Raw genomic sequence first — 19837 nt, 5'->3', positions numbered from 1 at the left:
GGAGAGGCAGATGACGACCTCAGTGTCCAGCACGATGACCCCTGATGTTCGCAACGGGATCGACTACAAGGTGGCGGATCTGTCACTGGCCGAGTTCGGCCGCAAGGAGATTCGCCTTGCCGAGCACGAGATGCCGGGCCTGATGGCGCTGCGTCGCGAGTACCACGACGTGCAGCCGCTGAAGGGCGCGCGCATCTCCGGCTCCCTGCACATGACCGTGCAGACCGCCGTGCTGATCGAGACCCTGGTCGCGCTGGGCGCGCAGGTCCGCTGGGCGTCCTGCAACATCTTCTCCACCCAGGACCACGCGGCCGCCGCGGTCGTGGTCGGCCCGCACGGCACCGTCGACGAGCCCAAGGGCACCCCGGTCTTCGCCTGGAAGGGCGAGACCCTGGAGGAGTACTGGTGGGCCGCCGAGCAGATGCTGACCTGGCCGGGCGAGCCCGCCAACATGATCCTCGACGACGGTGGTGACGCCACCATGCTGGTGCTGCGCGGCGCCCAGTTCGAGAAGGCCGGCGTCGTGCCGCCCGAGGACGAGACCCACTCCGAGGAGTACAAGGTCTTCCTGAACCTGCTGCGCGCGAGCCTCGAGGCGGACGGCGGCAAGTGGGGCGCCATCGCCGAGTCGGTCAAGGGCGTCACCGAGGAGACCACCACCGGCGTGCTGCGGCTGTACCAGTTCGCCGCCGCGGGCGAGCTGGTCTTCCCGGCCATCAACGTCAACGACTCGGTCACCAAGTCGAAGTTCGACAACAAGTACGGCACCCGCCACTCGCTGATCGACGGCATCAACCGCGGCACCGATGTGCTCATCGGCGGCAAGAAGGTGCTGATCTGCGGTTACGGCGACGTCGGCAAGGGCTGCGCGGAGTCGATGGCCGGCCAGGGCGCGCGCGTGCAGGTCACCGAGATCGACCCGATCAACGCGCTGCAGGCGCTGATGGACGGCTTCGACGTGGTCACCGTCGAGCAGGCCATCGCCGACGCCGACATCGTGATCACCTCGACCGGCAACAAGGACATCATCACCCTCGATCACATGAAGGCGATGAAGGGCCAGGCCATCCTGGGCAATATCGGCCACTTCGACAACGAGATCGACATGGCCGCCCTGGAGCGCTCGGGCGCCGACCGCCTGAACATCAAGCCGCAGGTCGACCTGTGGACGTTCAAGGAGACCGGCCGCGCGATCATCGTGCTGTCCGAGGGCCGCCTGCTCAACCTGGGCAACGCCACCGGCCACCCCTCGTTCGTCATGTCGAACTCCTTCTCCAACCAGGTCATCGCGCAGATCGAACTGTGGACCAAGCCGGAGGAGTACGACAACGAGGTCTACCGCCTCCCCAAGCACCTCGACGAGAAGGTCGCCAAGATCCACGTCGAGGCCCTGGGCGGCACCCTGACCAAGCTCACCAAGGACCAGGCCGAGTACATCGGCGTGGACGTGGAGGGCCCGTACAAGCCGGACCACTACCGCTACTGAGCGGAAACCGCTTGTAACAGCTGAAAATTCGGCCGGTCACCCACGGGTGACCGGCCGAATCTCGTTATCGCGCGAACTAGTTGGTTTCTCCCACTGAGCCAGAGCCGGACGATCCCGAATCGGCGGTCGTCGCCACCGGCTGCGCGGCGACCGGGGCGGGGTCGGTCGTGAGGGCGGTCGGGTTGAACGGGGGATATTTGCAATAGGAATCGTGGGTGCTGTCGCCCGGGATCCAGGTACCGCCCTGCCCCTTGCAAGCCCACTGACTGCTCCCACTCGCCAGCGCGGACCCGGTGGCCAACCGGTTGAGGACGGTGGCGAGGACCGCATTGCCCAGATCGAGCCCAGCGGATCCGGTCGGGGACGGGTCGGCGATCGACGCCGGATCGGCGGGTGCCGCCACGGGGTCGAGGGTGATCGGGGCCGCGGTGGCGGCGCCGGTGGCGAGGGCGGCGGTGGCCAGGGTGGTGGCCAGGATTGCCGAGACGCGGTGCGTCAGGGTGGATTTCATCGGCCGGCTCCTTGATGGTTCAACGTTGGCAAATTCTAAAAGGAACGCGTTTCAGAACTGTGCCGTGAATTCTGGGGGCATGAGACCGGGGTGGGGTGTGGAAACGACTGTGCCGCCGACCCGTTCGGGGCGGCGGCACAGTCGACCGGTGGGTACTAGCGGGCGCAGGTCTTGAAGACCGGGAGCCAGGTGCCGCCGGTGATGATGCACAGGCCGGCGCTGAGGAGTTGGCTGACGCTGGAGTCGGTGCCGACGAAGTCGCTCGAGCCACCGGAGGAGGAGAGGGAGGAGGCCGAGCCGGAGTTGGCGACCTGGATGGCCGCGGCGGGGGTGGCGGGGTCGAGCGTGAGAGGAGCCGCGTTCGCGGTGCCGGCCAGGGAGAGGGCGGCGGTGGAGATGGCGACGGCGGCCAAGGTGAGGCGTGTCTTCATCAGGGGGGTGCGCTCCTTGCGGGGGGAGTGGTGGCTAGAACCTACAAGGGTTGAATCGTGAACGTTTCGGATTCGCCCATATTGTTCCGGCGATCGCGGATCGGGCTTGCCGGACAAAGGGGAACCTGCCGTTATATGGCGGCGGAGGTTGGGTAGTCTCGCCGCATGGGTGCACTGGTTCCGGTGGAAGGACTCGACGGCGCGGGGAAACGCACGCTCACCGAGGCTGTCGTCGCGGACCTGCGCGCCCGCGGACTGCGCGTCGCGACGCTGGCCTTCCCGCGGTACGGGGTCTCGGTGCACGCCGATCTGGCGGCCGAGGCGCTGCGCGGCGGCCACGGAGATACCGCCCAGTCTGTGAACGCCATGGCGCTGCTGTTCGCCCTCGACCGCGCCGACGCGCGCGACCAGCTCTCGAAGCTGCTGGCGGACAACGACATCGTGCTACTGGACCGCTACGTCGCCTCCAATGCCGCCTATTCCGCCGCGCGGATGGAACAGGACGCGCGCGGTGAAATCGTGGACTGGATCGCCACATTGGAGTTCGAACGATTCGGACTGCCGGCCCCGGATGTCCAGATTCTCCTGGATGTTCCGGTCGACGTGGCCGAGGAGCGCGCCCGCCTGCGCGGCGAGGCCGACGCCGCGCGCGCGTTGGACGCGTACGAGAAAGACGGTGGACTGCAGCGTCGCACCGGTAGGGTCTACCGTGAGCTGGCCGAAATCAGCTGGCGTGGACCGTGGTGGGTGCATCGAACCGGAGACGATCCGGCAACACTCGCCGCGCGCCTCGCGGAAATTGTTGCTGGATAGGGTTGGATGTCCGCCGACAGGTCACGAGTGTTGGCGTGGCGGCCGAATCAGAGCCGGAGAGGTGACAAACTAGACGTTATGAAGCCGAAGATTCTGGTCGTCGACGACGATATGGCTCTCGCGGAGATGCTCACGATCGTCTTGCGCGGTGAGGGTTTCGACCCCCACGTCGTCGGAGACGGCACGCAGGCGCTGACCGCGGTCCGGGAGTTGCGCCCGGACCTCGTGTTGCTGGACCTCATGCTGCCCGGCATGAACGGCATCGACGTATGCCGGGTGTTGCGAGCCGACTCGGGTGTGCCCATCGTGATGCTGACGGCGAAGACCGACACGGTCGACGTCGTCCTGGGTTTGGAAAGCGGTGCCGACGACTACATCGTCAAGCCGTTCAAGCCGAAGGAACTCGTGGCCCGGGTGCGGGCGCGCTTGCGTCGCACCGAGGAGGAGCCGCAGGAACTGCTGTCGATCGCCGACATCGTCATCGATGTGCCCGCGCACAAGGTGACTCGCGGCGGCGCGCAGATTTCGCTGACTCCCCTGGAGTTCGATCTGCTGGTGGCGCTGGCCCGCAAGCCGCGCCAGGTGTTCACCCGCGAGGTGCTGTTGGAACAGGTCTGGGGATACCGGCACGCCGCCGACACCCGCCTGGTCAACGTGCACGTGCAGCGGTTGCGCGCCAAGGTGGAGAAGGACCCGGAGAACCCTGAGATCGTGTTGACCGTTCGAGGTGTGGGCTACAAGGCCGGACCGCCGTGATCGATGGCTCCAGAAACCGCGTGCAGCGGTGGCTGGCGGTAGTGATGGCCTGGTTCCGCAATCTGGGCGAGCAACTGGGCCATGTGTGGCGGCGTTCGCTGCAGTTGCGGGTCGTCGTGTCCACCCTCACCCTGTCGCTGATCGTCATCACGATTCTGGGCGTCGTGCTCACGAGTCAGATCACCGACCGGTTGTTGGACGCGAAGATCAACGCGGCCGTCGAGGAAATGGGTCGCGCCCGCAACACCGTTCAGAATCAACTGACCGGTGTGCACGACTCGGGCACCCAGCAGAGTCGACTCGACGATGCCCGCCGCGCGCTGTTCTCCAGCGCCGGCGGGACCCAGACCGGAGGCGCCGCAGGCAGTTACGAGGCCGCCCTGGCGATGACGGGAGACAGCGGACAGGAGCTCACCTCCGGCTCGATCCAGGAGATCCCCACCGAGCTGCGGCAATTCGTCAAGCAGCGGCAGGTCTCCTACCAGTTCTCCACGGTCTCCAGCCCGGACGGGTACAAGGGTTCGGCGCTGATCATCGGCAGTCCGTCGGCCGATATCGACTCGCTGGAGATCTATCTGATCTTCCCGCTCACCAATGAGCAACGCAGCCTGTCGCTCATGCGCGGCACCATGCTCATCGGCGGCATCGTGCTGCTGGTCCTGCTGGCCGCCATCACCGCGCTGGTGACCCGGCAAGTGGTGCTGCCCATCCGATCCGCGGCCCGCATCGCGAGCCGATTCGCGGACGGGCGCCTCAAGGAACGCATGCTGGTGCGCGGTGAGGACGACATGGCCAGGCTGGCCATGTCGTTCAACGAGATGGCCGAGAGTCTGTCCAACCAGATCACCCAGCTCGAGGAGTTCGGAAATCTGCAGCGCCGCTTCACCTCCGATGTCAGCCACGAACTGCGCACACCGTTGACCACGGTGCGCATGGCGGCCGACCTCATCCACGGATCCAGCGACGACCTGGACCCCGCGCTGGCGCGCTCCGCCGAACTGCTGGTCAACGAACTCGACCGGTTCGAGGGCCTGCTCAACGACCTGCTCGAGATCAGCCGCCACGACGCGGGTGTGGCCGAGCTGCAGGTGGAATCGCTGGACGTGCGGATGTGCGCGCGGGCCGCGGTCTCCACGGTGCGGCACCTGGCCCGCGAATCCGGCGTGGAACTCGTGGTCGACATGCCCGAGGAACCCCTTGTCGCCGAGGTGGATCCGCGCCGCGTCGAGCGGGTGCTACGCAACCTGCTCGCCAATGCGATCGACCACAGCGAGGGCAAACCGGTCCTCATGCGCATGCGCGGCGACGTGGACGCCAACGCCGTCGCCATCGTGGTGCGCGACCAGGGCGTGGGCCTGCGCCCGGGCGAGGAGAAGCTGGTGTTCAACCGCTTCTGGCGCTCGGACCCCTCCCGCATGCGCCGCTCCGGCGGCACCGGCCTGGGCCTGTCCATCAGCGTCGAGGACGCCAACCTGCACGAGGGCAAGCTCGAGGCGTGGGGCGAGATCGGCGTGGGCGCCAGCTTCCGGCTCACCCTCCCGCTGGTCCGCGGCCGCAAACTGGGCACGAGCCCACTCTCGCTGGAGCCGCCCAAGATTCGCGGCGCGTTCTCACCCGAACAACTGGCCCTGGATATCGCGGGCTCCGACACCCCGGCCGGCTCGGACACCGCGTCCGGCGATGCCGCCGCGGGCCCCGACGCGGTCCCGGGGGGCCTGCTCGGCCTGGCCGCCCTCGAATCCGAGCCCACCGCAATCGAACCGGACGCCGACGGCCTCGACGTCGGCACGGTGGAACCGGGATTCGACGCCATCGCCCCGGAATTCCCGGCCGCCACCGGGATCGACGACACCACCGCCGACCACGGCGACGTGACCGCCGCCGACCTGGCCGACGCCGCCGACCTGGCCGTCCGCGAGGGCTTCGAGCCCGAGCCCCCCGACAACGGCACCACCGGAACACCTCCCGGCGGCGCCGATGAAACCGGTTCCGGGCGTGACGCTTCCGGGGGCTCCGCACCGGCCGAGCCGGGTGACGGCCAATCATGAGGCGGCCGGCGAGGGCCCTGTTCCGGGCCCTGGCGGCCCTCGGCTGCCTGATCGCGGTGAGCTCCTGTGCGAGCCTGCCGGATTCGTCGGCGCCGCAGGCGCTGGGCAGCCTGGACCACCAGCCCACCAGCACCGCGCTCAACCCGCCCGTGGCCGGGCGTGAGCCCGAACAGCTGCTGCTGGACTACCTGCAGGCCACCGCGGACCCGGCGAACCGGCATCAGCTGGCGCGCCAATTCCTCTCGCCCGCGGCCAATGTGCAGTGGGACGACGGGGCCGGGATCACCATCGTGGACTCGCAGCCGAACACCTTGCGCGAGTCCCGCACGGGTGACTCGGCCACCTACGTGATCCGGGCGCGCAAGATCGGCGAGCTGGCCGCGGACGGCTCCTACCGGGCCGCCGACGGCACGCTGGAGACCAAGATCGACATGGAGAAGATCGGCGGCGAGTGGCGGATCAAGGATCTGCCCTCGGGCGTCATCGTCGAGCAGGCCGCGTTCGCCAAGTTCTACCACCGGTACTCGCTGTTCTTCCCGAATCTGGCCGGGGCCGGGATGGTGCCGGACCTGCGCTGGATCTCCGCGCGCAAGGACCAGGTGGCGCAGCGGCTGCTCAGCATGCTCAGCGAGGGACCGCAGTCGGGGCTGGCCCCGGCCGTGCACAATCCGATGGGCGCGCCCGTGTCGCAGCGCGGCCCGGTCACCAAGGCCAATGGCGATCCCGACAGCGTCGGGGTCGCGGGCGGCGGGATGGCCGTCGACTTCTCCGGCGCGGCCGCGCTCGACCCGGCCAACCGGGACCTGCTGGCCACCCAGGTGGTGCTCACCCTGTCCGGGGCCGACGTGCTGGGCCCGTATCTGATCAACGCCGACGGCAAACCGCTGGTCGAGAAGTACTCGGCGGGCTGGCAGCGCGCCGATGTGGAGGCCCGCAGTCCGGATGTGATCGCCCGTAACCGGACCGGTCTGCACGCGGTCCGTGACGGTTCGCTGGTGGCGGTCAACGGCAGCGGCATCACGCCCGCCCCCGGCTTCTTCGGCAGCACCCACGCGCTGCAGTCGGTGGGGCTCTCACCGGACGGGACGCTGGTCGCCGCGGTGGCCCGCTCCGGCCGTCCGGACCCCGAACCCGAGCGCACCCTGATCGTCGGAACCTATGACGGGCAGGGCTTTCCGGTCGCCGCCGGCGGCACCTTCACCCGGCCCACCTGGCCCGCCGACGGCAGTTCGGCCTGGTCGGTGGTGGACGGGGACCGGGTGATCCGGGCCGTGCACGACCGCAGCACCGGCAATGTGTCGGTGCAGGACGTCGACATCGCCGACCTGATGGCGGCGGCGATCAACTCGACCTCGCCGCGCACCCCCATCACCGAACTGCGCATCTCCCCGTCCGGGGCGCGGGCGGCGATCATCGCGAACGGCAAGGTGTACGTGGCGGTGGTGGTCCCGAAGCCGAACGGGAAGTTCGCGCTGTCCTCGCCGCTGCCGCTGGCCATCGGACTGTCCACGCCCGCGGTGTCCATCGACTGGCTCACCGACGAACGGGTCATCGTGGCCCGTGACGGCACGGTGGACCCGGTGGCCGGCGTGCTGGTCGACGGATCCGAGTACCGGGCTCAGTCCTCGCAGAACCTCACCCCGCCGGTGCGGGTGGTGAGCGCCTCCCCGGATCAGGAGTACGTGGCCGATTCGCGCGCGGTGCTGGAACTGACCCGCAATCCCGAAGGGCGCGAGGACTACTGGCGCGAAGTTCCGGGTCTGGGGGCCAACGCGGTTCCGGTGCTGCCCGGCTAGGCGCACACTGGGGGCATGGGGGAACTGCTGGATCTGATCCTGCCGCGCGCCTGCGGCGGGTGCGGGCGAGCCGGTATCTGGTGGTGCGCGGACTGCGCCGCCGCGCTGTCCGGCCCGCCCATCCGGATCCGACCGCGCGCCGATCCCGGGGTGCCGTGCTGGGCGCTGGCCGCCTACGCGGGTCCGCCGCGACGGGCCGTGCTGGGCGTCAAGGAACAGGGTCGGCGGGAGCTGGCCCGGCCCTTGGGAACCGGATTGGCCAGGGGGCTGGATCATTTGCGGGACGCGTCCCGGCCCCTGGCGCTGGTGCCCGCGCCCAGTCGCGCGGCCGCGGCCCGGCGGCGCGGCGGCGATCCGGTGGTGCGTGCCGCGAGCGTCGCGGCGGGTTGGCTACCGGGTTGCCGCCTGGTACGCGTGTTGCGCATGGGTCCCGGTGTGCGGGATTCGGTCGGCCTCGGGCGCCGCGATCGCCAGCACAATCTGCACGGGCGGATCATGGTAGCCACCACCCGGCCCCCGAGCGCGCTGTTTCCGGCAAATGCCGAGGTAGTGGTGATCGATGACGTGTTGACCACCGGTGTCACGGTGACCGAATCGGTCCGAGCGCTCACCGCCGCGCGGATCGCCGTGCGTGCCGTGCTGGTTACCTGCGCTGCTTGATTCTCCGAAATTTGCGTGAACACTGGCGGACAGGTCGCTGGCGCACTAGGTTGGCGATCAGACACCCGAACCGCAAGTTTGGAGGTGGCGCCTCGGACATATGTGCCGATGCGAGTTCCATCGGTCGGCACACGTTTCAATCCCGCCGCACGAGCGGCTTGTGCGGCCAGATCCGGGAGGTACGCGTGACGACTTCTTCACGACTCTCAGCGAAGAATGCAAGCACTTCGGTGCTGCTCGATGACGAGCTCATCGACGAATCAGCCAGTCGGGCCACCACGGCGGACGTCGTGGTCAAGGGCAGGACCCTGGGGGAGGGCGGAGTGCCCGACCATTTCCGAATTCATGTGGCGGACAAGCTGTCTCGGCTCGAGCGCTTCGACCCCACCATTTACCTTTTCGACGTGGAGCTCACCCACGAACGTAACCGTCGTCAACGCAAGAACTGCCAGCGGATCGAGATCACCGCCCGGGGCAAGGGCCCGATCGTGCGGTCCGAGGCCTGTGCGGACAGCTTCTACGCGGCCCTCGAGGGCGCGGTCGAGAAGCTCGAGAGCCGATTGCGCCGGCTCAAGGATCGCCGCCGCGTGCATCACGGGGACAAGACGCCGATCTCGGTCGCGGAGGCGACCGCGGGTCTGGTCGACGAATCGCTGTTCTCCGACAACGGATCCGAGGCCCACGACCATTCGGCTGCGATGGAAGGCGATTCCGCCGGTCCCGGCCATGTCGTGCGCACCAAGCAGCACCCCGCGATACCCATGACGGTCGATGACGCCCTCTACCAGATGGAGCTCGTCGGTCACGATTTCTTCCTGTTCCAGGACAAGGAGACCGACCGACCGTCGGTCGTCTACCGCCGTCACGCCTTCGACTACGGGCTCATCAGGCTCGCGTAGTCGGTAACCAGGGACATCCACTTTTCGACCGGGGTCATGGGACAGGCCCCGGTCGCCTGTTGTCCGGGGCAAGTCTTGCTGTTACGGCGCGTATCAGTTAAAACTGTGCCATGGCTACCAAGGGCGCTCGCCGTGCTGTCATCGTCGCCGGGGCTCGGACCCCGTTCGTGCGGGCATTCACCGACTTCACACGCATGGACTCCATCGACCTGGTCGGCATCGCCGTGCGCGGGCTGCTGGAACGCACCGGACTGCCCAAGGGTGACGTCCAGGGCATCGTGTGGGGCGGCGTGGTGCTGCCCAGCGCCGCGCCGAACATCGCCCGCGAGATCGCGCTCGACCTCGAACTCGACCCGGGCTGCGAGGGCTACACGGTGACGCGCGCCTGCGCGTCGGGCCTGCAGGCCGTGGTGTCCGCGGCCGCCGCCATCGAGCGCGGCGAACACGACATCATGATCGCCGGCGGCAGCGACTCCACCAGCAACGCCGAGGTCAAGCTGCCGCAGAAGCTGGTGCACGCCGCCGCGCCGCTGGCGCTGGGCAAGCCCAAGGCCAAGGACTACCTCACCGCGGCAACGCAATTGGCCCCGTTCTACGACCTCATGCCGCGCCGCCCGCAGATCGCCGAGCGCACCACCGGCGAGGTCATGGGTGAATCCGCCGAGAAGATGGCCCGCATCCACGGCGTCTCCCGCGGCGCGCAGGACCACTTCGCCGCCACCTCGCACCACCGCGCCGCGGCCGCCATCGAATCCGGCCGCTTCGACCGCGAGGTGCTCTCCGTCAGCACCCCCGACGGCACCGCCGTCACCCGCGACGGCCTGGTCCGCCGCGACACCAGCCTGGCCAAACTCGCCAAACTGGCACCGGTTTTCGCCGAGAACGGCACCGTCACCGCGGGCAACTCCAGCCCCCTCACCGACGGCGCGTCCGCGGTCCTACTGATGAGCGAGGAGAAGGCCCGCGCCCTCGGCTTCACGCCGCTCGCCGCCTTCCGCTCCTGGAGCTTCGTCAGCGTCGACCCGCGCGACCAGGTCCTCATCGGCCCCGCCATCTCCATGCCGCGCGCCCTCGACCAGGCCGGAATGTCGCTGGGTGACATCGATTTCGTCGACATCCACGAGGCCTTCGCCGCCCAGACCCTGTCCGTGGTCTCCGCCCTGGCCAGCGACGAATGGGCCAAGACCCGCCTCGACCGCGACACCGCCGTCGGCGAGATCGACCCGGCCAAGCTCAATGTCCACGGCGGCTCGGTCTCCCTGGGGCACCCGTTCGGCGCCACCGGCGCGCGCATGGTCACCACCATGGCCAATGAACTCGCCCTCACCGGCAAGTCCACCGCACTGCTCGGGATCTGCGCCGCGGGCGGCATCGGAGCCTCGGCGGTGCTGGAAGCCGTCTAGCTGACACACTTCTGTGTCACCGGCGTGAATGCCGGTGGCCGGCGTACCGGCTTCGCGACTGCGCCGCAGTACGGACACTCGGCGCGGATGCGCCTTCGTGCAGGTGAGACCCCGATCCGCCACGGCGGACCGGGGTTTCCGGCGGGCGGATCGAAAATCGTTGGTGGAGACTCGGCGTCGAATGGGTATCCCGGGGGAAACGAGCTGGGCGGAGGCGGATCATGAACGGCAGGACGATGATCGGCACCGCGGCAGTCCTGCTCGCGGCGGGGATCGCCGGGGCGGGAAACGCTGCGGCGCTGCCACTTCCGGCGACCGGGTCCGAGGGTGGGCAGCCGGTCTCCGATCTGAAGCTGCGGCTGCACGATGCCGGACGGCATGTCGGGGAACGGTATTCCGTCTACGGACTGGTGTATTCGGACGCGGCGGTGTGGACGCTCGGGTTCGTGCACGGGGAGCCGACCCGGTACTACACGATCGACGGGGCGCGGGTGGAGCTCACCGGACCGGTCCGGGAGTCGGTCAAACAGGGTGACGAGTTCACCGGGACCATCACCATCAACGGCAAGAACGACTCGGGCGATCCCGTGGTCACCTTGGACGACGTGTCCGTCATCGGGCACCACCCCACCGACGCGCTGCGCTGAGCCGGGACCCGCCGCGCCCCTCGGAATGATTGCAGCGTGAAACACATCCGGTACACAATCGAGGTGTGGGATTCCGGGAGTGGAAGCAGACGGTATCCAACGGCGACAGTGACCGCGCCATCGCCGCGCGGATGGGCACCAACCAGATGCGGGTGTCCCGGCACCTGAGCAGCGACTCGCCGGTCGCGGAAACGGTCATCGCGTTCTGCCGCACCTATGGTGTGAGTCCGATCGAAGGTTTGATCGCGGCCGGGTTCCTCACCCGCGACGACGTCCTGCGCGCCTCCCTGGTGGAGGCGCTGCGCGAGGCGACCGGCGCGGAACTGGCCGCCGAGGTGGCCCGGCGCCTGGCCGATCCCGAACCGGACGCCGCCGAGGACCAGTCCACAACCACACCACGCGAACGGCTCGGGCACGGATTGCTGGAGGAATAGCGCGCGGGCCGCGGGAGGAACGAATGGAGATCGTCTTCGCGGCCGCCATCGCCGTCACGGCCGCCGTGGCCCTGGTCCGGCTCACCCTGTGGTGCGCCGCGCCCCGCACCCGGCTGCTCACCGTGGCGGCGGCGCTGCTGGCCCTCGGCGCGATCCTCATCGAGCCGCGCTGCCGCGACAATGTCGACTCTTTCGTCGCGACCGGCGGATTCGCGGGCATCATCGCCGATGTGCTGCTGTTGGCGGCGGCCTGCCTGCTGTGCGCGTACGTGGCGCGGGTGTGGGACAACGAGTGGCTGCACCGGGCGGCCCTGACGATCGCTCTCGCCGGTGGGCTGGTGCTGATCGTCGTCTACGCCATTGCCGAGTACGCCGGATCGCATCGCGGCCACACCGGCGATGTGAACAGCCTCGCAACGGTTTACGGCCTGCTGCTGTCGCTGCTGATGATCGCGGTGAACGCGTCGGTGCTGATCACGGTGGCACTGGCCCGCCCGGTCGCTCGCGTCCAACTCTGGTTCGCCGCTTCGGCTTCGAGCTGGATCGTGCTTGCCGTGCTGCGCGGCGCGGCGACCGCGGATCCCGGTCGATACGCGGATCTGTTCTGGCAGTGGCGAATTCCGCTCGACACCCTCGTGCTGCTGACCGGCTCGGCGATCGGGCTGTCGAACCTGCGGAGCAAGCGCCGGACGGGCGTGGTCGCGGCAACCGGGTGGACACCCTGAACCTCATGGGCCAGCAGGCCGCCGCCGCGGGTGCGGGCGTCGGCTACGCCACCGCCCCGCGGCACCGAGCCGTCGAGGTCAGTCGTCCGCGCGGGGCGTGAACCGCTCCCAGTGGATGGCCGACTCGAGCGGGCGGCGATTGCGCCAGCCGAACCGTTCCAGGTCCGGGACCTGCTGGAACTCGTGGACCGGGCCGACGCAGAGCCAGGCCACCGGCTTCACGCCGGGCGGCAGGTCGAGCAGGTCGGTCAGGAACGGCTCGTCGTAGAAACTCACCCAGCCCACGCCCACGCCCTCGGCGGTGGCGGCCAGCCACAGGTTCTGGATGGCCAGAATGGTGGAGTAGATGCCGGTCTCGGGCACCGTGGCCCGGCCGAGCACGTGGGTGCCGCCGCGGGCCTGATTGTGGGTCACCACGATCCCGGTGCCGCTCTCGACAATGCCCTCGATCTTGATCGGATTGAAGGTCTCGGCGCGGTCGGCGGGCAGCGAGTCGTTGAACTCCTGCCGCTTCTCGGCCACGTGATCGGCGAACTTGCCGAGCGTGCCGGGATCGCGCAGCACCACGAAGTCCCACGGCATGGAATTGCCGACGCTGGGCGCGCGATGGGCCGCCTCGAGGATCCGCAGCAGCGTGGCGTCGTCGACCACCTCGCCGGTGAATTCGGCGCGGACGTCACGACGCAACTTGATGGCGTCGTAGACGCTCAGACATTCGAGGGGGCTGATCGGGCCTTCGGAACACACGCGGTCCAGTGAACCAGGCCGGATCCGCGCCGAACCTGGCAGCCCTCCACAGCGAAAACGCCTCCCGCCGAGAGTCCGGCGGGAGGCGTTCGCGGTCGTGGGGGACTAGCCCGCCATGGCGGGCTCACGGCGGGCCAGCTTGCGGCGGCCCTCCCTGAGCGCGGTGCGCAGGCCGCGGCGGCGGCCGGTCATCGGGTCCACGGTGGTCGCGCCGCCGAACATCTTCTCCGACTTGGTTTCCGGAGCGTCGTCGGTGGAGCGGCGCAGGTACTTGTTGGGCAGCGACAGCTTCATGATGGTGCGCCACGACTTGGCGTACTGCACCGGCAGCGACCCGGTGGTGTACGGCAGGTCGTACTTCTCGCACAGCGCCCGCACCCGCACCGCGATGTCCTTCAGGTGGTTGGACGGGATGTCCGGGTACAGGTGGTGCTCGATCTGGTGCGACAGGTTGCCGCTCATGAAGTGCATGACCGGGCCGCCGGAGATGTTCGCCGAGCCCAGCATCTGGCGCAGGTACCACTCGCCCTGGGTCTCGTTGTCGCAGTCGAACTTGGTGAACTTCTCCGCGCCGTCGGGGAAGTGGCCGCAGAAGATGACCGCGTTGGTCCACACATTGCGGACGACGTTGGCGGCCAGGTTCGCGGTCAGCGTGCCCAGGAAGGACGGGCCGGTGAGCAGCGGGAAGATCAGGTAGTCCTTGGCGGCCTGCTTGCCGATCTTCTTCAGAACCGTCTTGCGGTCCTCCTCGAACTGGATGCGCTCGGGCGAACCCGGGGCCCACTTCTTCTTGGCGACCTTGCCCAGCTCGAGGTGCTGGATGGCGACGCCGTACTCGAAGAACATCTGCAGCAGCAGGTTGTAGACCGGCTGGCCCAGGTAGAACGGCGTCCAGCGCTGGTCGCGGGTGACGCGCAGCAGGCCGTAGCCGATGTCGTCGTCCATGCCCAGCACGTTGGTGTACTTGTGGTGCAGGAAGTTGTGGGTGATCTTCCAGTGCTCGGAGGGACCGGCGTTGTCCCATTCCCACTTGGTGGAGTGGATTTCCGGATCGTTCATCCAGTCCCACTGCCCGTGCATCACATTGTGGCCGATCTCCATGTTCTCGATGATCTTGGCGGTGCCCAGCAGGGCGACGCCGGCCAGCCACGCGGGCGGGAACAGACTAGCGAAAAGCACTGCGCGGCCACTGATTTCGAGGCCGCGCTGGAGACGGATCACATTGCGGATGTAACGGGCATCCTGCTCGCCCAGGGTTGACTCGACCTCGCGGCGGATCGCGTCCAGCTCCGCCCCGATCGCTTCGACATCCTCCGGGGTGAGGTGCGCGTATTCCTTGACATCCGAGATCGCCATGCTGGTTACAGTACCGTAGGTTACGGTCCCGTAGGTTACGACGATCGAATCTCTACCGTGTCGAATCCCGCATTGTTTTCGCGACCCTCGTCTGCTAGCGATTACGGCGGAGTTTACGCGAGAACCAACCCTCGCGCTGAGCCTTCTCGGTCAGCAAAGCCTTTTCCGCCAAAGCCTTTTCGCGCAAAGCCTCCTTGGCCTCGCGCAGCACCTGCTTCTCGTGCGCGGCCTTCTCCTTGAACGCCACCTTGGCCTCCTGCAGCGCCGACCGCAGCCCGCGCCGCTCACCCGTCTCCGGGTCCAGGCCCCAGCTCGGCTGATGCTCGGCCAGCCACTCCGACGCATTGTGCACGGCCAGCCACTCGCCGGACTTGTTGTGCTCGGCCAGCCACTCGGAGCCGTTCCACGCCGGCAGTGAGATGCCCGCGAACTTGCGCTCCGAGGAGGTCTCCGGGGCGTCGTCGGCCGTCCGCTTCAGCCACTGGTCCGGCAGCGCCAGCTTGTGAATCGTGCGGAACGCCAGCAGGTACTGCTTGCCCAGCGAGCCCGTGGTGTACGGCAGGTCGTACTTGTCGCACAGCTCGCGCACCTTCACCGACACCTGCGCGTAGCGGTTGCTCGGCAGGTCCGGGAACAGGTGGTGCTCGATCTGGTAGCTCAGATTGCCGCTCATGAACGCCATGGCCGGGCCCGCGTCGAAGTTGGCGCTGCCCAGCATCTGCCGCAGGTACCACTCGCCCTGCGTCTCGTTCTCGAACTGCTCCTCGGTGAACTTCTCCGCGCCGTCGGGGAAGTGGCCGCAGAAGATGACCGCGTAGGCCCACAGATTGCGGACCAGGTTCGCGGTCGCGTTCGCCTTCAGGGTCGACTTCCACGCCGGACCGGTCAGCGCCGGAAAGATCACGAAATCCTTGGCGACCTGCTTACCGGCCTTGCGCCAGAACGCCTTGTTCGGCTCGGTCAGGATGTGGCGCGGCGGGAAGAGCTGCGACGGGGGCACACCCATCTGCTCCTTGGTGGCAGCCAGATCATGCAGCGCGATGCCCCACTCGAACAGCGCGGCCAGCACCAGGTTCGCGGCCGGCTGCACCAGGTTGATCGGCTTCCACTCCTCGTCGCGCGTCATGCGCAGGATGCCGAAGCCCAGATCGTCATCCATGTCGAGGATGTTGGTGTACATGTGGTGCGAGTAGTTGTGCGCGGCCTTCCACTGCGCCGACGTCCCCGTCATATCCCACTCCCACGTGGTGGAGTGGATCTCCGGGTCGTTCATCCAATCCCACTGCCCGTGGCTGACGTTGTGCCCGAGCTCCATGTTCTCGATGATCTTCGCGACCGAGAGCAGAGCGGTGCCGGTCAGCCAGGCCCAGCGCTTCTTGGAGGCGAACAGGGTCGCGCGACCGGCGGCCTCGAGGATGCGCTGCGCGGCGATCGTGCGCTTGATGTAGCGCGCGTCACGCTCGCCGAGCGAGTGCTCGACATCGCGCCGGATGGTGTCGAGCTCCTGGCCCAGGGTCTCGATATCGGACGCCGTGAGATGGGCGAACGCCTTGATGTCGGTGATGGCCACCGGCAGGTCCTTCCGTGGTTGATCTGCCTCGCGCCGCTGCGCGGACGGGCGGCCCCGACGGGGGCCGGTCAGGCTCGATTGCTATCGAGGGTAGCGGTTCTCGGGCGGAGCCGTCCCACACGGTGCGGTGTGGGACGGGCCCGGGGCAGTGTCGGTCAGACCTCGAGGGTGCAGTCGCCCGCGGCCGCCGAGATACAGGTCTGGATCTTGTCGCCGGCGCGGTGTTCCTTGCCGTTGCGCAGATCCCGCACATGACCCTCGGTCACGGTCACCACACAGGTCTGGCAGATACCCATGCGGCAGCCGAACGGCATCTGCACGCCGGCGTCCTCGCCGGCCTGCAGCAGGGTCGTCGCACCGTCGGTCTCGGCGGTGCGACCGGTCTTGGCGAAGGTCACCGTGCCGCCCTCGGCGGTGGCGTTGCGCTCGATCTCGAACCGCTCCACGTGCAGCTGGTCGCCGATACCGGCGGCGGCCCAATGCTTTTCGATCTCGTCCAGCATGGGCAGCGGGCCGCAGGCCCAGGTCTCGCGCTCACGCCAGTCCGGGCACACGGTGTCCAGATCGGCGAGCGCGAACTTGCCGTTCTCACCGGTGAGGTGCAGGTGGGCGGTGAATCCGGGCCGGCGGTCGTGCAATTCGCGCAGCTCGTCGCCGAACATCACGTCGTCGGGGGTGCGGGCGGAGTGCACGTGCAGCACATCCGGGACCGCGTCGCGGCGATCCATGGTGCGCAGCATGGCCATCACCGGGGTGATGCCCGAGCCCGCGGTCAGGAACAGCACCTTGCGCGGCGCCGGATCCGGCAGCACGAAACCGCCCTGTGGCGCGGCCAGGCGCACGATGGTGCCCGCCGGGACACCGGAGACGATGTGGGTGGACAGGAAGCCCTCCGGCATCGCCTTCACCGCGATGGAGATCAGGCGGCGGCCCTTGTGGGCGCCGTCGCCGGTCCAATCCGGCGGGCTGGTCAGCGAATACGAGCGCCAGTGCCAGCGGCCCTCCACCAGCACACCGATGCCGATGTACTGGCCGGGGGCGAACTTGAAGTCGAAGCCCCAGCCCGGCTTGATCACCAGGGTGGCCGAGTCGGAGGTCTCCTTGCGGACCTCCACGATGCGGCCGCGCAGCTCGCGCGCCGACCACAGCGGGTTCACCAGGTGCAGGTAGTCGTCGGGCAGCAGGGGAGTGGTGATCCGGGCGGCGGCTCCGCGCAGGGCGTCGAGCGGGGTCCGCCCGGCGTTCCCGCCTTCGGCCACGGGGGCCTCCAGCCACTCGCGCAGTCCTCGCACGGAGAATCCGCCACTCTTCGATGCCATATCCGGGAACGCTTTCTGTCGTCGTGCACGCTGGTCAGCGCTTCGTCGCGCACCGGTCGCCCCTGTGACAGGCAACCATCACAGCCAGGTTACGGCATCGTAGGTTCGGAGTACCTCTCGAAGCTCACGAGCCCCCGATTCCGGGAATCGGGGGCTCGGATCGAGGGCTGTGGATGGCGGTGCGGAGACGGCTTCGAGCGGTCAGAGGAGGTCGAGCAGGAAGGGGAGTTCCTGGGCGGCGTACCAGGCCAGCTGGTGGTCTTCGGCATCGCCGAGCACGAATTCGGCGTCGGCGTCGCCCATGTCGGCGGCGTCGATGACCTCGACGGCCTTGGCCACCTCGGATTCGGCCTCGGCCAGGTCCACGTGGATGGACGCGATGCGGTCGTAGGGGATGGCGGCGGAGAGCCGGACCACGGCGTCGTCGAGGTCGGGGCGCAGGGTCGCGCCGGTGACGTCGGCGGCGATGACCGCGCGGCGGAAGATCGGGCCGCGGGGCGCGGCCTCGCCCGACTCGTCGCCCGCGTCCTCGCCGCCCAGGTCGGCGGCGGCCTGTTCCTCGGCGAGCAGTCGCAGCGAGGCGCGCGCGGCCTCGGCCATCGCGACCTCGGCGAGTTCCTCGTCGTCGCCGGAGGCGTAGGCCTCGCGCAGCGCGGGGGTCACCGCGAAGGCGGTGTCGTTGAGGGCGCGGATCTCCCGGTCCTTCACCAGTTCCCGCAGCATCGGCACCGTGGCCGGGACGTAGACCCGTAGCTTCTTCGGCACGGCGGACGACTCACTGGACGCAGGCACCGAGCATCTCCTCCATCGACTCGTGCACCGAAGCGGTCAGCACCGCGATATCGGCCATGGCGTCGCGATCGGCCGTGAGTCCGTAGAACACCCGCCCGTCGTAGGACGTGAGCCCGATACTCAGAGCCTGAAAGCGCAGCAACGGCGATACCGGGTACATCTCCAGCATCCGCGCGCCGCCGATGTACATGGCCTGCTGCGGACCCGGCGCGTTGGTGATCACCAGATTGAACGTGTGCTCTGCAAAAGTACTCGCCGACCGCACGCTCATGGCATGCAGGCTCGCCGGAGCGAATCCGGCCATGTGCACCAGCGTCCGCGCCCGCACCCCGCGCTGATGCCGGGAGTGCGCCTCGGTGGCGTGCTTGATGTGCTCGATGCGGATCACCGGATTCGGTTCGCCCACCGGCAGATCCAGCAGCAGCGAGGTGACCTCGCCCGCGGGTTTCAGTTCGCCGTGCGGCCCGTCGGCGTACACCGACATGGGGACCACCGCGCGCAGCGCGTCGGCCTCGGTCAGCACCTGCCCGCGCGAGAGCAGCCAATTGCGCAGCGCGCCGGTCACCACCGCGAGGATCACGTCGTTGATGGAGCAGTCGAACCGCTTGCGGATCTTGCGGTAGTCCTCGAGATCGGTGCGCACCACCTCGAAGCGGCGATTGCGGGACGTGCGGGTGTTCAGGGGGCTGTCGGGCGCGCCGATGGCCGCGGTGCGGACCATGGACACCAGTTTCTGCACGGCCTTGCCGGTCGCGTCGACCATGGCGAAGGCCTCGGCCATGTGGTGCCGCGCCACCTCCAGGCCTTCGCGCGGCTGGGTGGCGAGGTGCCCGACCGCGCCGAGCAGCAGTTCCAGTTCGGCGGGCTCGCGGTGGGCGACCCAGGCGTCGTCGGCGACGTCGCGGGGCGCGGTGGAGGTGTCCAGGATCACATGCCCGATCTCGAGCGCGCTGTCGCCGTCCACCAGGGACGAGTGGGTCTTGGTGAAGATCGCGCAGCGGCCCTCGGACAGGCCTTCGACCAGGTACATCTCCCACAGCGGCCGGCTCGGGTCGAGTGGGCGCGAGGCCAGCCGGGCCACCAGGTCCAGCAGTTGTTCGTCGGTGCCCGGCTCGGGCAGCGCGGAACGCCGCACGTGGTAGGTGATGTCGAAGTGGCTGTCGTCCACCCAGATCGGGCGGCCCAGCGAGAACGGGATCTCCCGCACCTTGCGCCGGTACAGCGGCACCAGCGGCAGCCGCGACTCGACCAGCGACACCAGCCGGTCGTAATCCAGCGGCCCGGGCCCGGATCTACCGGTGGGCGCGGGATTGCGCAGGATCGCCAGCGAGCCGATGTGCATGGGGTTGCTGCTGGATTCCAGCCGGTAGAACGACGCGTCCTGCGGCGTCAGTCTGGTGATCACGCTGCCCGCTACTCCCTTATCCCTGCCCGCGCCTCGCAG

The 19837-nt window shown here is 68.6% G+C and carries 19 protein-coding genes; 11 read left to right on the top strand and 8 right to left on the bottom strand.

All coding sequences use genetic code 11. The annotated features are described in order from the left end of the window. Positions 1-10: 10 nt before the first annotated feature. On the top strand, positions 11-1486 hold the full coding sequence (ahcY, locus tag ACWEOI_RS07815) for an adenosylhomocysteinase (RefSeq protein WP_433667868.1): 1476 nt from the start codon (positions 11-13) through the stop codon (positions 1484-1486). Positions 1487-1562: 76 nt separating this feature from the next. Here the strand turns inward: ahcY and ACWEOI_RS07810 are convergent, their stop codons facing one another. Both ACWEOI_RS07810 and ACWEOI_RS07805 read right to left on the bottom strand, forming a co-directional pair. Next, on the bottom strand, positions 1563-1997 hold the full coding sequence (locus tag ACWEOI_RS07810; RefSeq protein ID WP_452359230.1) for a hypothetical protein: 435 nt from the start codon (positions 1995-1997) through the stop codon (positions 1563-1565). Positions 1998-2152: 155 nt separating this feature from the next. After that, positions 2153-2428 (bottom strand): hypothetical protein, encoded by a 276-nt coding sequence (locus ACWEOI_RS07805; protein ID WP_433667865.1) that lies wholly within the window; start codon positions 2426-2428, stop codon positions 2153-2155. Positions 2429-2593: 165 nt separating this feature from the next. Here ACWEOI_RS07805 and ACWEOI_RS07800 point away from each other — a divergent pair, with 165 nt between their 5' ends. From ACWEOI_RS07800 to ACWEOI_RS07755, 10 genes are all read left to right on the top strand, one after another. Beyond that, complete coding sequence (locus ACWEOI_RS07800; RefSeq protein ID WP_357087078.1) at positions 2594-3241, top strand: dTMP kinase; 648 nt, start codon at positions 2594-2596, stop codon at positions 3239-3241. A gap of 78 nt (positions 3242-3319) precedes the next feature. Then, positions 3320-3997, top strand: coding sequence for an MtrAB system response regulator MtrA (gene mtrA / locus ACWEOI_RS07795; RefSeq protein ID WP_033090495.1), 678 nt, complete (start codon positions 3320-3322; stop codon positions 3995-3997). A 44-nt stretch (positions 3998-4041) separates the two neighbouring features. Next, positions 4042-6045: an MtrAB system histidine kinase MtrB gene (gene mtrB / locus ACWEOI_RS07790; RefSeq protein ID WP_452359565.1), complete on the top strand. Its 2004-nt coding sequence runs from the start codon at positions 4042-4044 to the stop codon at positions 6043-6045. After that, positions 6042-7841, top strand: coding sequence for an MtrAB system accessory lipoprotein LpqB (gene lpqB / locus ACWEOI_RS07785; protein ID WP_452359229.1), 1800 nt, complete (start codon positions 6042-6044; stop codon positions 7839-7841). Before mtrB ends, lpqB begins: the two co-directional genes overlap by 4 nt. 15 nt (positions 7842-7856) lie before the next feature. After that, a complete protein-coding gene (locus ACWEOI_RS07780) occupies positions 7857-8501 on the top strand; it encodes a ComF family protein (protein ID WP_433667862.1) in 645 nt (214 codons plus the stop codon). Positions 8502-8734: 233 nt separating this feature from the next. Continuing rightward, positions 8735-9400: a ribosome hibernation-promoting factor, HPF/YfiA family gene (gene hpf / locus ACWEOI_RS07775; protein ID WP_452359564.1), complete on the top strand. Its 666-nt coding sequence runs from the start codon at positions 8735-8737 to the stop codon at positions 9398-9400. Positions 9401-9510: 110 nt separating this feature from the next. Next, positions 9511-10803 (top strand): acetyl-CoA C-acyltransferase, encoded by a 1293-nt coding sequence (locus tag ACWEOI_RS07770; RefSeq protein ID WP_452359228.1) that lies wholly within the window; start codon positions 9511-9513, stop codon positions 10801-10803. 221 nt (positions 10804-11024) lie between these two features. After that, positions 11025-11450 (top strand): hypothetical protein, encoded by a 426-nt coding sequence (locus tag ACWEOI_RS07765; RefSeq protein WP_433667859.1) that lies wholly within the window; start codon positions 11025-11027, stop codon positions 11448-11450. A 65-nt stretch (positions 11451-11515) separates the two neighbouring features. Further along, complete coding sequence (locus tag ACWEOI_RS07760; RefSeq protein ID WP_433667857.1) at positions 11516-11884, top strand: hypothetical protein; 369 nt, start codon at positions 11516-11518, stop codon at positions 11882-11884. Between the two features lie 23 nt (positions 11885-11907). Beyond that, on the top strand, positions 11908-12609 hold the full coding sequence (locus ACWEOI_RS07755) for a hypothetical protein (RefSeq protein ID WP_452359227.1): 702 nt from the start codon (positions 11908-11910) through the stop codon (positions 12607-12609). Between the two features lie 78 nt (positions 12610-12687). On the opposite strand, the gene bluB is transcribed toward ACWEOI_RS07755, so the two are convergent. The 6 genes from bluB to ACWEOI_RS07725 all read right to left on the bottom strand — a co-directional run bounded on the left by bluB (position 12688) and on the right by ACWEOI_RS07725 (position 19798). Next, positions 12688-13320: a 5,6-dimethylbenzimidazole synthase gene (gene bluB / locus ACWEOI_RS07750; protein WP_452359563.1), complete on the bottom strand. Its 633-nt coding sequence runs from the start codon at positions 13318-13320 to the stop codon at positions 12688-12690. A 141-nt stretch (positions 13321-13461) separates the two neighbouring features. Then, positions 13462-14712, bottom strand: coding sequence for a fatty acid desaturase (locus ACWEOI_RS07745; protein ID WP_433667853.1), 1251 nt, complete (start codon positions 14710-14712; stop codon positions 13462-13464). 94 nt (positions 14713-14806) lie between these two features. Beyond that, entirely contained in the window at positions 14807-16282 is a 1476-nt protein-coding gene (locus ACWEOI_RS07740) for a fatty acid desaturase family protein (RefSeq protein WP_452359226.1), read from the bottom strand. Positions 16283-16437: 155 nt separating this feature from the next. Beyond that, positions 16438-17601 carry a ferredoxin reductase gene (locus ACWEOI_RS07735; protein ID WP_379280008.1) on the bottom strand — a complete coding sequence of 388 codons (1164 nt, stop codon included), beginning with the start codon at positions 17599-17601 and terminating at the stop codon, positions 16438-16440. Between the two features lie 201 nt (positions 17602-17802). Next, on the bottom strand, positions 17803-18393 hold the full coding sequence (locus ACWEOI_RS07730) for a DUF6912 family protein (protein ID WP_433667852.1): 591 nt from the start codon (positions 18391-18393) through the stop codon (positions 17803-17805). Further along, the gene (locus ACWEOI_RS07725) at positions 18377-19798 is read right to left on the bottom strand and encodes a wax ester/triacylglycerol synthase family O-acyltransferase (RefSeq protein ID WP_433667851.1); all 1422 of its coding nucleotides are present in this window, start codon (positions 19796-19798) and stop codon (positions 18377-18379) included. Before ACWEOI_RS07725 ends, ACWEOI_RS07730 begins: the two co-directional genes overlap by 17 nt. Positions 19799-19837: the final 39 nt, after the last annotated feature.

It is taken from the genome of Nocardia sp. NPDC004340 (assembly GCF_053602575.1).
This window is presented reverse-complemented; position numbering and strand designations above follow the sequence as displayed.